General features: G+C 56.6%; 12 protein-coding genes. 7 read left to right on the top strand and 5 right to left on the bottom strand.

Annotation, left to right across the window (positions count from 1 at the left end; all coding sequences use genetic code 11):
* Positions 1–132: 132 nt before the first annotated feature.
* Positions 133–726: a hypothetical protein gene (locus EDB94_RS13730; RefSeq protein ID WP_108018862.1), complete on the bottom strand. Its 594-nt coding sequence runs from the start codon at positions 724–726 to the stop codon at positions 133–135.
* Positions 727–799: 73 nt separating this feature from the next.
* On the bottom strand, positions 800–1,078 hold the full coding sequence (locus EDB94_RS13735) for a PilZ domain-containing protein (RefSeq protein WP_041645181.1): 279 nt from the start codon (positions 1,076–1,078) through the stop codon (positions 800–802).
* Between the two features lie 187 nt (positions 1,079–1,265).
* On the opposite strand from EDB94_RS13735, the gene EDB94_RS13740 reads away from it, so the two are divergent.
* Together EDB94_RS13740 and EDB94_RS13745 are read left to right on the top strand one after the other, a co-directional pair.
* Positions 1,266–2,282 carry a Fe(3+) ABC transporter substrate-binding protein gene (locus EDB94_RS13740; protein ID WP_108018861.1) on the top strand — a complete coding sequence of 339 codons (1,017 nt, stop codon included), beginning with the start codon at positions 1,266–1,268 and terminating at the stop codon, positions 2,280–2,282.
* Between the two features lie 155 nt (positions 2,283–2,437).
* Positions 2,438–4,126, top strand: coding sequence for an iron ABC transporter permease (locus EDB94_RS13745; protein ID WP_108018860.1), 1,689 nt, complete (start codon positions 2,438–2,440; stop codon positions 4,124–4,126).
* A gap of 5 nt (positions 4,127–4,131) precedes the next feature.
* Here the strand turns inward: EDB94_RS13745 and EDB94_RS13750 are convergent, their stop codons facing one another.
* Positions 4,132–4,617: a thioesterase domain-containing protein gene (locus EDB94_RS13750; protein WP_008174272.1), complete on the bottom strand. Its 486-nt coding sequence runs from the start codon at positions 4,615–4,617 to the stop codon at positions 4,132–4,134.
* A 131-nt stretch (positions 4,618–4,748) separates the two neighbouring features.
* Complete coding sequence (locus EDB94_RS13755; RefSeq protein WP_041645179.1) at positions 4,749–6,416, bottom strand: AMP-binding protein; 1,668 nt, start codon at positions 6,414–6,416, stop codon at positions 4,749–4,751.
* Positions 6,417–6,657: 241 nt separating this feature from the next.
* Between EDB94_RS13755 and EDB94_RS13760 the strand changes: the two genes are divergently transcribed.
* The 3 genes from EDB94_RS13760 (at position 6,658) to EDB94_RS13770 (ending at position 9,405) form a co-directional block, all read left to right on the top strand.
* A complete protein-coding gene (locus tag EDB94_RS13760; protein WP_008174270.1) occupies positions 6,658–7,632 on the top strand; it encodes an ABC transporter substrate-binding protein in 975 nt (324 codons plus the stop codon).
* A 66-nt stretch (positions 7,633–7,698) separates the two neighbouring features.
* Positions 7,699–8,601, top strand: coding sequence for an ABC transporter permease (locus EDB94_RS13765; RefSeq protein ID WP_008174269.1), 903 nt, complete (start codon positions 7,699–7,701; stop codon positions 8,599–8,601).
* Between the two features lie 9 nt (positions 8,602–8,610).
* Positions 8,611–9,405: an ABC transporter ATP-binding protein gene (locus tag EDB94_RS13770; RefSeq protein WP_053114995.1), complete on the top strand. Its 795-nt coding sequence runs from the start codon at positions 8,611–8,613 to the stop codon at positions 9,403–9,405.
* Positions 9,406–9,453: 48 nt separating this feature from the next.
* On the opposite strand, the gene EDB94_RS13775 is transcribed toward EDB94_RS13770, so the two are convergent.
* On the bottom strand, positions 9,454–10,272 hold the full coding sequence (locus EDB94_RS13775; protein WP_108018859.1) for a DUF6160 family protein: 819 nt from the start codon (positions 10,270–10,272) through the stop codon (positions 9,454–9,456).
* 449 nt (positions 10,273–10,721) lie between these two features.
* Here EDB94_RS13775 and EDB94_RS13780 point away from each other — a divergent pair, with 449 nt between their 5' ends.
* Positions 10,722–12,860: an adenosylcobalamin-dependent ribonucleoside-diphosphate reductase gene (locus EDB94_RS13780; RefSeq protein WP_088559193.1), complete on the top strand. Its 2,139-nt coding sequence runs from the start codon at positions 10,722–10,724 to the stop codon at positions 12,858–12,860.
* A 27-nt stretch (positions 12,861–12,887) separates the two neighbouring features.
* Complete coding sequence (locus EDB94_RS13785; protein ID WP_108018858.1) at positions 12,888–13,586, top strand: NrdJb; 699 nt, start codon at positions 12,888–12,890, stop codon at positions 13,584–13,586.
* Positions 13,587–13,606: the final 20 nt, after the last annotated feature.

Raw genomic sequence — 13,606 nt, forward strand, 5'->3', positions numbered from 1 at the left:
CGAACCGCCGGAAGACACAATTACAATATCGTATCGTCAGGTAACCCAAACGCGACAAAACGTAACGCTAATGTTCAACAGGAAACAAAATGTAGCAACGTGATGGGAGTCACATATCAACGTCAGAAAGTGTCACTCTGCGTCACATACCGATTCATCAAATTCAGGCAATCGGGAACGCATTGAACCCCGCGGCGCCTTCCGGACATAAACCGTGTATGGGACTGACGAGGCTCGCAGATAGTCAAGGTTCAGGGCGTCATCACCCTCACCCTCTGCCAAGACGGCAGGACTACAGGACACCAGCAACTCCAGTTTCCCTTCTATTTCTGCAATACGGGCATCCGGATCCGCCGGATTGATGGACATGCAGCGGGTTGAGCCGCTTGCCGGCTGCCCCGTCTGCGCCACCAGATCCCGGCCCGCTTCGCCACAGGCACGAATACCCTCGCCGCAGGCACTCGCCTCTTCGTCATCGCGGAGGCGCCAGACACGGTCGCTGCACTGGGTTTCCAGTTTCACGGGCGTGGCTTTATCGCCGGCAAACCACCAACCAGGATACTCCGCGCTTTGCCAGGACAGCCGCACGTGTCTTGGCTCACCGGATGAATTCTCAGCCGGAAACATCGCAAAATGTGAGTAATAGCTGGCACAGCCCGATACGGAAACCAGGATAAGGCTTGCAATAATTGGCTTGTAAGCTCTGGAAAAGACTGAAAAGATCATCTGGCTGTTGCATCCCTGACAGCGGTTGGTTGAACACTGCCATTATCCACGGCAGGGGCATTCAATCCGTCTATCAGTCACCATTTTGATCAAACTGGAGGCCGTACCCGTCATTGGTTTTGCGCACGACCACCATTTCAAGTACCGGTGCTGGAACAGGTAGCCCCTGCACCTGCACGGTAACTGTGTCGCCGAGGTTTGGCGCAAATGGCTCAGTGTCCACAACGATGAAAACACCGCCGTCGGAGATATCGCGGGTCGAGAATATGAACTCGCCCAGCTCCTCGTGAACCACCTTTACTTTCGCACTCATTGCCGTGCGTATGTGCTCTCTTCGATCGTTCCCATCCATTTGAGGATTCCACTACTTTTTGCATAGTTTTTATAGTCTTCCGAAGCATAACACCATTTTCAGAAAAATATGCCAACGGAGAGATTGACTCTGGAGTCAATGGAAATGAGAATGGTTGGCGTTTTTAAAAACTTGCCGATCCTGGCAAAGGCAAATTAATACCAGAAACACCCGAAAGGATGGGAATATGCGAATGAAACTGGCTGCTACCGCAGCAATCGCCCTCTCTGCCATGCCCATGGCCGCCTCCGCAGATGGCGAGGTCAATATCTACTCATACCGTCAGGCATATCTGCTCGAACCCCTGCTGAACGCTTTTGAACAGGAAACCGGCATCCAGAGCAACGTGGTCTTTGCCAAACAGGGTCTGGCCGAGCGACTGGAGCGCGAGGGTCGCAACAGCCCGGCAGATTTGGTGATGACCGTTGATATTTCCCGCCTCAACGAGCTGGTAGAACGTGATCTCGTTCAGAACGTCGACAACGAGACTCTGGAAGAGAACATTCCGGAAAACCTGCGCCATCCCGAGGGCAAGTGGTTTGCCCTGACCACCCGCGGGCGCCTGATTTTCGTGTCCAAGGACCGCGTGGAAGAAGGTGAGATTACCACCTACGAGCAACTGGCAGACGACAAGTGGAACAACCGTATCTGCACTCGCAGCGGCAAGCACCCCTACAACATCGCCCTGTTCTCCTCCATGATCGCACACCATGGTAAAGCCGAAACCGAGAAGTGGCTGGAAGGCCTGAAAGACAATCTGGCCCGCAAACCCCAGGGTGGCGACCGCGACCAGATCAAGGCTATTGCCGAGGGCGTATGCGACGTCTCCATTGGTAACAGCTACTACTATGGCAACATGCTGCAGGATGAGAACCAGCGGCCGATTGCCGAGCAGGTACGGCTTGTATTTCCGAACGCCGAAGGCCGGGGCACTCACGTAAATATCAGTGGTATTTCACTGACCAAGAGCGCGCCGAACCGAGAGAATGCCATCAAGCTGATGGAATTCCTGTCTTCACCGAAAGCCCAGCGTATCTACGCCGAGGCAAACACGGAATACCCGGCAAACCCGGAAGTTAAGCCTTCCGGACTGGTTGCCGAGTGGGGTGAGATCAATCCCGACAACCTGTCACTGCAGGAAATTGCAGATAACCGCAATGCCGCAGTCAAATTGGTTGACCGCGTCGATTACGACGGCGAGTAATCGCCAGCAGTGAGGGTGGTTTGACCACCCTCACATGCCCTTTACCGGGCGCTTCCCTCTTCCGGTATGACACCAGTCGTTGCAGGCATCAGGTCAGGTGACTACAATCTGCAGCCTTCAATTGGACAGACTCCACATCCAGACGCAGGGACACTATGAGCGAGGCCGCAACCAGCGTTAATCCAGGGCTATCCCAGCCCCTGCTGGCTAAGCGTACCTCTCCAAAATGGATGATCAGCGCACTACTGACCACCGCCATCGTCGCCCTTCCGGTTCTCTCCGTTATTTTTCTGGCGTTTTTTCCCGAAGAGAACATCTGGCCACACCTGATCGAAACCACCCTTCCCCGGTACCTGACAACCACGCTCAAACTGATGATTGGGGTGGGTGCCCTTACCCTGGTTATAGGCCTGGCGTCGGCCTGGGCGGTCACCATGTGCGAGTTTCCGGGTCGCAAATTCTTTGAGTGGGCGATGCTGCTACCATTTGCAGTGCCCGCCTACGTTATTGCCTATGTGTACACAAGCCTCCTGGACTACGCTGGCCCCGTTCAGGGTGCCTTGAGAGACCTGTTCGGCTGGAGCAGTGCCGCAGACTACTGGTTCCCGGAAATTCGCAGCCCCGAAGGCGCCACGCTGATGATCGGGCTGGTGTTGTATCCCTACGTTTACCTTCTGGCCCGCGCCGCCTTTCTGGAACAGTCCCCGTCTCTGTTCGCGGTCAGCCGCAGTCTCGGCCACTCCGCGCTGAGCACATTCTTTAGGGTGGTTCTGCCCATCGCCCGGCCGGCGGTAGCCGTCGGCCTTTCCCTGGTGTTGATGGAAACCCTGAACGATTTTGGCACCGTGGACTTCTTTGCCGTCCAGACCCTGACCGCTGGCCTGTTTGATACCTGGATGAACCTGGGCAACCTCGGTGGGGCCGCTCAAATAGCCACCACAATGCTGATCTTCGTGGTGATTCTGGTTACCCTGGAACGGTATTCCCGAAGACGCCAGCAACAGTTCGCAGCGCGGGACAACCGTGAGCCGATCCAGCGCTTCACCATGTCCTTCCCGCGCCAGATGATTTGCGTAGCGGTTTGCGCTTTGCCGGTGCTGTTCGGTTTCGTGATTCCCGGCGCAACCCTCGGGCTCTATGCGTGGGAATACTTCGGTGAAAGCTGGAACCCGGATTTTGTCCGAAACACCTTCAACAGCCTTTTCCTCTCAGGCACGGCAGCCCTCACCACTCTGCTGATTGGTGTTACGCTCGCCTACAGCCGCCGACTGCACAACACTCGCAAAATGCAGGTACTGATGCGCCTTTCCAGCCTGGGCTATGCCATGCCCGGCGCCGTGCTGGCTGTTGGTGTGATTGTGCCCCTGGCAGGTTTTGACAACTGGCTGGATAACCTGATGCGGGACGTATTCGGAATCAGCACGGGCCTGTTACTGAGTGGCTCGGCCTTCGCCCTGGTGTTCGCCTACACCGTGCGATTCCTTGCCGTTTCGGCCGGTAGCGTGGAGAGTGCGTTGCAGAAGATTACCCCGAGCATGGACATGGCGTCCCGCTCCCTGGGCCACACCCCGGGCAACACGCTGGTCAGGGTTCACTTGCCAATGTTGCGAGGCACACTGGTAACGGCGGCGCTGGTGGTTTTCGTGGATTGCATGAAGGAATTGCCGGCCACCCTGATACTCAGGCCGTTCAACTTCGAGACACTGGCGACCTACGTGTACCAGTTCGCCTCTGACGAGCGCCTGTACCACAGCGCCCTACCCGCCCTGATTATCGTTCTGGCCGGCATCATTCCGATTATTCTGATGAGCCGCTCAATCTCCAATAGCCGGTCAATTGCCTGACAAGCTCAGAACGTTACCCGGCTTTTCACATCCTGAACCACGAACCGCCCCTGGAAAACCGCCACAGGATCCCCCTCGGGCATTGTGTTTGGTTCGCCGCAAAAAACCTCAGCCGTCAGATCCAGCCGTCCCTTGCCATGCCGGGCCAAACTTTTGCGAAAACGTTCCGGTACCTCCTCACCGGGCAGTCGGCAGATCACATAGAAATCGGAAGACACGGGCTCGAGGTAGTCGATATTCCCGCTCTGCACCACCACATTGCCCTTTAAGCCAAGATCCCATAGTGCCAATTCAGTCAGGCCCCAGGCCGCAGTAACCGCCGCAGAATACACGCTGCCTCCAAACCCCGTACCCTGGTGGTTCTTGTTGGGTTCCAGCGGCGCACTGAGCAGCAGCGAATGGCCATCCCAGGAATGCAATTGAATCCCCAACGCCCGGGAAAGGGGAATTTCGTCCTGGATACGCTTCTGGAAAAGGGACAACTGGCTCATAACATCCTCCTGATATTCATCCAGTTTAGGCCCGCTTCCTCCTTTTCCCTATGCGACTTACGTCGGTTTTTTCCGGCACAAAAAAGCCCGGCAGAGCCGGGCCATAACATCTTCATTTTGAATCGGGCGTTTTACTGCCAGATAACCGGCTGACGCTGTGCATACCAGTTCTCCACTTGCTCCTGATACGCATCCTCAACCACGTTGCGCTTGAGCTTCATGGTCGGCGTGAGGAAGCTGTTCTCGATCGACCACTCGTCGCTCATTACGGTGATAAACGCCAACTGTTCGTGGGGATCCACGGTCTTGTTCACATCGGCAATCAGCTTCTTGAAGCTCTCTTCGATTTCCTTACGGAAGGCTTCATCCGCCATTTTCGGCCGGGACTCCTCGGCCAGCATCACCAGCGCGTGGGGCTGGGTCTGATTGGCACCGGAGACACACACCATCTCGATGGCATCGTGGGACATCAGACGGTTCTCAATGGGTGCAGGCGCAATATACTTGCCCTTGCTGGTCTTGAAGATTTCCTTGATGCGACCGGTGATCTTGAGCCGGCCCATCTCATCAATTTCACCCTTGTCGCCAGTCTTCAGGAAGCCATCCTCAGTGAAGGTCTCCCGGGTTTTCTCTTCGTCCTTGTAGTAGCCCATCATGGTGGCCGGGCTCTTGATCTGAATCTCGCCCTCCGGGCTGATACGGGTTTCAACCCCCGGTGCGGACTCACCGACGTAACCGGTTCTTGAGCGTCCTGGCTTGCTCATATGGGAGTAGGCAAAGTTTTCAGACATGCCATAGCCCTCAAGCAACTCGAGACCAAGGTTGCGGTACCAGTCCAGAACGTCGCTCGCCAGGGGGGCCGAGCCACTGCCTGCCAGCTTGACCTTGTCCAGGCCAAGGCCCTTCAGGATTTTCTTCTTGATCAGTTTGTTGACCACCGGAATCTTCAGCAGCCGGTCCAGCTTCTTCTTCGGCAGCTTCTGGAGCACACCGTGCTGGAATTTCACCCACAGGCGCGGTACCGAGAGGAACAGCGTTGGCTGGGCACGCTGCAAATCCTGCACGAAGGTGTCCAGAGATTCTGCAAAATACAGGTGGAAACCCGCATAGAGCGAGGCCAGCTCAACAAAGGTACGCTCGAACACGTGAGCCAGCGGCAGGTACGACAACATGCGCTCCTCGGAGCTCACACCGAGTACCTCCATGCCACCCTCTGCCGCATAGGCCATGTTGTAAAAGCTGAGCATGACGCCCTTGGGCTTACCGGTGCTGCCGGAGGTATAAACGATGGTGGCCAGTTCGTCGGCATCACGCTGAACGTTTTCTTCCAGAGGCGGATACTTGGCGACGATATCGTCCCAGGTTTCGAAATCATTGGGAGGGCTCAGCGGGAAGGAGATGCAACGCACGGATTCCGGCACGCCCGGTTTCATCATGTCCCAGTCGTCCAGCTTGCCGACAAACACCACCTCGCACTCGGCGTGGTTCAGGATGTAGTTGACGGTGTCGGCATTCAGGGTGGGATAAAGCGGAACGGAAATGTGACCGGCCATCCAGATGGCCCAGTCGGTCATGATCCAGTGGGCGCAGTTCTTGGAGATCAGGCCGATGCGGCTCTTCTCAGGGAGGTTCAGCGATTTGAGGTAAGACGCCATGCGCCGCGCCTCATCCACCGCCCGACCCCAGGTGTAGTCGACGGTTTTGCCGTCGCCAATGGGCTGGGTCATGTATACGGAGTTCGCCTTGGCCTTCTCCCAGTGATAAACCATATCCAGGGGAAGCTTGTTTGTTGTGTCCATGGACCTTCCTTGCAGTTCGTTATTCGAGTTATAGATGACTTATTATTAGACTTTCGTAGGGTATTTCAACATAGTATGAGCGGTCAAAACGTGACACAAGCAAAATAATTTCCAACTGCATCTATTGCAACCAAAACGCCGGTGCCGGCAACATCCCCTACCCCTTGAACCCCTTGCCTGTGGTAAACTTCCGCCCCTTCAGATTCGCAACATATCAGTTAACCTACCCGGAGATGGGCATATGGCCAAGACAACCCTGCGCACCCTGTTCGGTGCCACCCTGCTGGCGCTGGCAACACTTGTTCAGGCACAGGAACCCCGCGTTGTAGCCATCACACAGATTGTGGAACACCCGGCACTGGACGCCGTCTACCAGGGCATAAAAGATGAACTCGCCGAGCGCGGCTTCAAAGAGGGCGACAACCTCGAAGTGATGCACGAAAGTGCCCAGGGCAACTCTGCCATTGCTTCCCAGATAGCCCGCAAATTCGTTGGTGAAAGTCCCGACGTGATCGTGGCGATTGCAACGCCTTCCGCGCAAACCGTTGCCGCTGCGGCCCGCAATACACCGGTGATTTTCTCCGCTGTAACCGACCCGCTTGGCGCCAAGCTGGTAAGTAATCTGGAGGCGCCTGGCGCCAACATTACCGGCGTGAGCGACATGCTGCCCATCGACAAACACCTGGACATGCTGCAGCGCGTAATGCCCGATGCCAAACGCATTGGCACGGTGTACAACCCGGGCGAAGCCAATGCCGTTTCCCTGGTGGAACTGCTCGAAGAGCGCCTCGCGGCGCGTGGTCTTGAACTGGTAAAAGGTGCTGCCACCAAAACTTCCGAGGTTCTGGGCGCGGCCCGCTCCCTGGTGGGTAAAGCGGACGCCATCTACCTGACCACAGACAATACCGTGATCAGTGCTGCCGAAGCCGTTATCTCTGTTGGTGAACGCGCCAGCATTCCGGTATTCGCGGCAGACACCGCCACCGTTGAGCGCGGTGCCGTTGCAGCACTCGGGTTTGATTATTACGACCATGGCCGCCAGACCGGCGTGATGGTTGCCCGGGTATTGAATGGCGAGAAACCCGGCGAAATGGCGGTTGAAACCATGGAGAAGCTGGACCTGTTCGTGAACCCGGCCGCCGCAGAGCGCATGGGCATCACCCTGTCAGATGATGTAATCGCAGACGCGAAGAAAGTGATCGACAGCGCCAAGTAATCCCCCTGAACCCAACGGGCGGCCCTCACGAGGGGCTGCCCGTTTTATCATTGGTGATACCCGACCATGCTGAGTAACATCGCTCTTTATGGTGCCATTGAGACCGGACTGATCTACGGCCTGGTCGCCTTCGGCATCTACCTCTCCTTCCGGGTGCTGGATTTCCCGGATCTCACTGTAGATGGCAGCTTTCCCCTCGGTGCTGCCGTTGCCGCCGTACTGATCATTGAAGGCTGGAACCCGTGGCTGGCCACGGGCTGTGCCGTCATGGCCGGCATGGCCGCAGGCGCGGTAACGGCGCTGCTGAATGTGAAACTCAACATTCTGAATCTGCTGGCCTCGATCCTGACCATGATTGCGCTCTATTCAGTCAACCTGCGCATCATGGGCCGACCCAACGTGGCCCTGCTGACCGAAGAAACCGTGCTGACGCCCTGGTACGACCTGGATCTGGCCTACCACCAGGTACCGGTGCTTCTGTTCGTTATTGTGGTCTTTGTTGCCCTTATCCTGCTGTGGCGTTTCATGAAATCCGAAACCGGCCTGGCCATGCGAGCCACTGGCGCCAACGCCAGAATGGCCCGGGCACAGGGCATCGCCACCGGCGCCATGATTGTTCTCGGCGTTGCCGTTTCCAACGGCCTTGTCGGGCTTGCCGGTGCGCTCTTTGCCCAGAGCCAGGGTGCAGCCGATGTCACCATGGGCGTTGGCGTGATCGTCATTGGCCTTGCCTCCCTGATTGGCGGCGAAGCCGTGGTGACTCCCTCAACCGTGGTACGCGCGCTCATCGCGTGCGTGGTGGGCGCAATCATCTACCGACTGGCCATTGCCTTCGCTCTGAATGCGGATTTCCTGGGACTGCAGGCCCAGGATCTGAACCTGATTACCGCGGTTCTGGTTACCCTGGCCATCGTTTTGCCCGGCGTACGTTCATCCATTGCCGGCAAACTTTCCCGTAGCAAGGCCTAAGGAGGCGACATGATCAGTGCAACCGATCTCCGGCTTACCTTTGGCAAGGGCACACCGCTGGAAAACCCGGCCCTTCGGGGTATGAGCCTGACCGTTAACCAGGGCGAGTTCGTCACTGTGATAGGCAGCAACGGCGCCGGAAAATCCACCTTTCTGAATGCCCTCGCCGGCGAAGTGCTGGTAGACAGCGGCCAGATCATCGTGGACAACCTGGACGTCACCAAACTGCCGACCCACAAGCGGGCCGGCCGTGTTGCCCGGGTATTCCAGGACCCACTGGCCGGTACCTGCGAGGGCCTCAGCATCGAGGAAAACCTTGCCCTGGCCATCAAACGTGGCCAACGCCGCGGCCTCACCAGCGCCGTAAAGAAGCAGTACATGGAAAAATTCAGGGACAGCCTTTCGTCCCTGAATCTGGGCCTGGAAAAACGTCTTGGCGACAAGATGGGCCTGCTCTCAGGGGGTCAGCGCCAGGCCGTGAGCCTGCTGATGGCGAGCCTCACGCCCTCGAGCATCCTGCTGCTGGACGAACACACGGCCGCGCTGGACCCGAAAACCGCAGCATTCGTGCTGGAACTCACCACCAAGATCATCGAAGAGCAGAAGCTCACCGCACTGATGGTAACCCACAGCATGAAGCAGGCGCTGGAAGTTGGCAGCCGCACGGTAATGCTGCACCAGGGCCAGGTAGTATTCGATATCGCGGGCAAAGACCGCGAAGGTCTGGAAGTGAAGGATCTGCTCGGGCTGTTTGAAAAGCAGCGTGGGCTGGAAGTGGACGACGACAGCCTGTTGCTGGGCTGATAAAAAACGGGGGCCAGACTGGCCCCCGTTTTGGTTTTAGACCCAATATCAGTGGCCGTAGATCCTCATCCCCGTGTTGGTCACTGCAAGATCATCTAGGAAAACACTGCCAATCGTTTGCTGCCCTACTATAACCTCACGTATACCGACATCGGCTCTGAATTCCGCCATGTCGATTGCCAACGCTGAATCCGTTCCTGAAAAACGGCTGCTCTCGTAGACGTCAAGCTCGACCTCCGCAAACAGATCCAGTGGGCTCGGGCGTCGGAGATCATAGTCGGCACCAGTAACCTGCAAACCGCGAACGCCAAGCGCAAGAAACGGAACGTCAAAATCCATCACTTCAATCGCAAACGCGCCTCGGAAATTCAGCACATCGGTAGCTGTGTCGATCTCAATGGATCCACGCCCTATCGCACCCTCAATGAACATATTGTCCATTAAGGTTGTCTGCTGATTACTTCCATCGGTGCTCAACAGCTCCCACGCTCCCGTGGTGACACGGAAATCGACGGCAGCGAACTGAATAGGTAAAAGGTTGATGACAGCGTCGCCATCCGAATAGACATCGATATCGATCTTGATGTTATCGAGACGATCCGTACCAGTCGGACCGGTCAGCCCGTTATATCCGAAGAAATCTGTCCGCTCAGCGCCGCCAATGCTGATATTACTGACGGACAATGAGCCTTCATCGGTGTACACAAAACGGTCAAGATCAATCTTTGTTTCCAGCTCAATGGTCACACCGGCCTGGCCGGTGATCATGCCCATCGCCGAGTCATCCAGCATCTGGATCTCGGCTACGGCTGCAGGTGGAACACCCGCAACGCAGAGCGCTAGCAAGGTAGGTTTCAGGCCTTTCATTATTATTTCCTTGTTTTTGGTCTCTTTCACATCCTGTGGGCCACTGCAGTTTTCGACACCACGTCCATACTTTAGCGACACGTTCAAACCGGGTACGTGCAGGGGTCACAATTCATGTGACTCACGGATCGGCCTAGGGCCTGATCAATTTTTAAACCACAACATGTAGTGGTTTTGAACCTTTAGCCCCAAACCGCTGTTTTAGAAAAAATTTCCCGGATTCAAGCCGGTTTTGATTGATTTTCTTTGCCCCGAAGCGTCTATCAATAGTTGCGTTCTTATTCACAGAACACTATATCCTGTTATACTCGTTTCAGATTCAGCCCATATATAGTGGTTAAAAAGAAAACAGGCCCAAGGCCAAAGACACGATTCTCAAGGGGAGTGGCGCCGCCGGTACAAGGACCGGTGCCACAAAAAGAAGACATACCGGAAGACAGAGGGTGGAAATGAACGCTAAGGCACAGGCAGTGGTAACAACAATTCCGATGCAGGAAGCCTCGATCGACATCTGGCACAGCAAATATCAGCTGAAGACCAAGACCGGCGAGCCCGTGGACAAGGACATCAACGCTACCTACGAACGCGTTGCCAAAGCCCTTGCCGAGGTAGAAAACAAATCCGTTCGCACCCAGCACATGAAGAACTTCATCTGGGCCTTGCAGAACGGCGCCATTCCCGCCGGCCGGATTACCTCCAACGCCGGTGCCGAAGCGCACAAGCCGGCAACGTCCACCATCAACTGCACCGTTTCAGGCACCGTTCAAGATTCCATGAACGACATCCTGGAAAAGAACCACGAAGCCGGCCTTACCCTCAAGGCAGGTTGTGGTATCGGTTATGAATTCTCCACCCTGCGCCCGAAAGGCGCGTACGTAGCCGGCGCCGGCGCAACCACCTCCGGCCCGCTGTCGTTCATGGATATCTTCGATCGCATGTGCTTCACCGTGTCCTCTGCCGGTGGCCGCCGCGGCGCCCAAATGGCGACCTTTGATGTTCATCATCCGGACGTGATCGACTTCATCCAGGCCAAGCGTGAAGACGGCCGCCTGCGCCAGTTCAACCTCTCGCTGCTGATCACCGAAGACTTCATCGAAGCCGTGCGCAACGACGCCGACTGGCACCTCTCCTTCCCCGTTACCCAGAAGGAAGTGGAAGACGAGAAGCTGGACCTGAGCGACGAAAGCCAGTTTGTATACCGTGATTTCCCGGAACAGAAAGGCTACGTGGTGAACGGTGAAGGCAAGGTTGCCTGCCGCATCTACCGCACCCTGAAAGCCCAGTTCATCTGGGACACCATCATGACCAGCACCTACGACTACGCCGAGCCGGGTTTCATCCTGATCGACAAGGTCAACCAGATGAACAACAACTGGTTCTGCGAAGACATCCGTGCCACCAACCCCTGCGGTGAGCAGCCCCTGCCCCCGTACGGCAGCTGCCTGCTTGGTTCTGTAAACCTGACCATGTTCGTGGACTACCCGTTCACCGACAAGGCCAGCTTTAACTACGAGAAGTACCGCAAGGTTGTGGCCATCTTCACCCGGATGCTGGACAATGTGGTTGAGATCAACGGCCTGCCGCTGGCTGAGCAGCGCCACGAAATCACCTACAAGCGCCGCCACGGTATGGGCATCCTCGGCCTGGGCTCCACCCTCGCCATGCTGCGCATGCCTTACGGTTCTGCAGAATCCGTACAGTTCACCGAAGAAGTCGTTCGTGAGATGGCCGTTGAAGGCTGGCGTCAGTCCCTCGCCCTGGCCGAGGAAAAAGGCGTTGCGCCGATCATGGACGACGAGTTCGAGATTACCCCGAAAATGCTAACCAAGTGCCCGCAGCTGTCTGAAGATGGCTACAAACTGGGCGACAAGGTGAAAGGCCGCATCCTGCACGCCAAGTACAGCAAGTACATGCAGGAGATTGCCAAGGTAGAGCCGAAGCTGGTGGAAGAACTGGCCGAGAAAGGTGGTCGCTTTACCCACCACACGTCCATCGCGCCGACCGGCACCATCAGCCTGTCACTGGCCAACAACGCCAGTAACGGCATCGAGCCGAGCTTCTCGCACCACTACGCGCGCAACATCATCCGCGAAGGCCGGAAGACCAAAGAGAAAGTCGACGTATTCTCCTTCGAGCTGCTGGCATACCGTCACATGGTGAACCCGGGTGCCATGCCGTTCTCCGATGATGAGGACAAGAAGCTGCCGGCCTACTTCACCACCTCCGACGACGTAACACCGTCGCAGCATGTGGACATTCAGGCCGCCGCCCAGAAGTGGGTAGATTCCTCGATTTCCAAGACCGCGAACGTTCCGACAGACTTCGCTTACCAGGACTTCAAGGACATTTACCTCTACGCCTACGATAAGGGCCTGAAGGGTTGCACCACTTTCCGCTTCAACCCGGAAGCCTTCCAGGGCGTACTGGTTAAGGAAAAAGACCTCGAGAACACAATGTACGAGTTCACCCTGGACGATGGCAGCAAGGTCACCCTCAAGGGCAACGAGCAGGTAGAGTACGACGGCGAAATCCACAACGCCGCCAACCTGTTTGACGCGCTTAAAGAAGGCACCTACGGCAAGTACTGATCCGGGAACCGACACAGGACAACGAACATGACAGTTAAAATCAGCAACAAAATCGTCGGCTACCGCGTAAAGAAGGCCGACCCTGAAGCAGCCGCCGAACATCAGGCACCGGTGCACGCAGAAACCAAGCCCGTTCAGATGAACGAATACATCGAACGGCCGGACTTCCTGCTGGGCACCACCTACAAGATCAAACCGCCGGTGGCTGAGCACGCGATGTACATCACCATCAACGACATCCTGCTCAACGAAGGCACCGACCACGAGAGCCGGCAGCCGTACGAAGTGTTCATCAACTCCAAGTCGATGGAACACTTCCAGTGGGTTATCGCCCTCACCCGCGTTATCTCTGCGGTATTCCGCAAGGGTGGCGACGTCACCTTCCTGGTGGAAGAGCTGCGCAGCGTGTACGACCCCAACGGCGGCTACTTCAAGAAAGGCGGCGTGTTCATGCCGTCGCTGGTGGCTGAAATCGGCGCCGTGATCGAGAAGCACCTGAAGGCCATCGGCCTGCTGGAAAGCGAGGAAATGAGCGAAACCACCAAACGCATCCTCGCCGAAAAGCGCGCCGAGTTCGAAGCCAGCCACAGCACGGCTACGAACGATGAAAAGGCTAGCGACTTCCCGCCGAACGCCACCATGTGCGGCAAGTGCAGCACCAAGGCGGTGATCGTGATGGACGGGTGTGCTACCTGCCTCTCCTGCGGCGATAGTAAGTGTCAGTAGCCACAGGAACTGCATACTTT

This window comes from Marinobacter sp. 3-2 (assembly GCF_003751355.1).
GTDB classification, from domain to species: Bacteria; Pseudomonadota; Gammaproteobacteria; order Pseudomonadales; family Oleiphilaceae; genus Marinobacter; species Marinobacter adhaerens.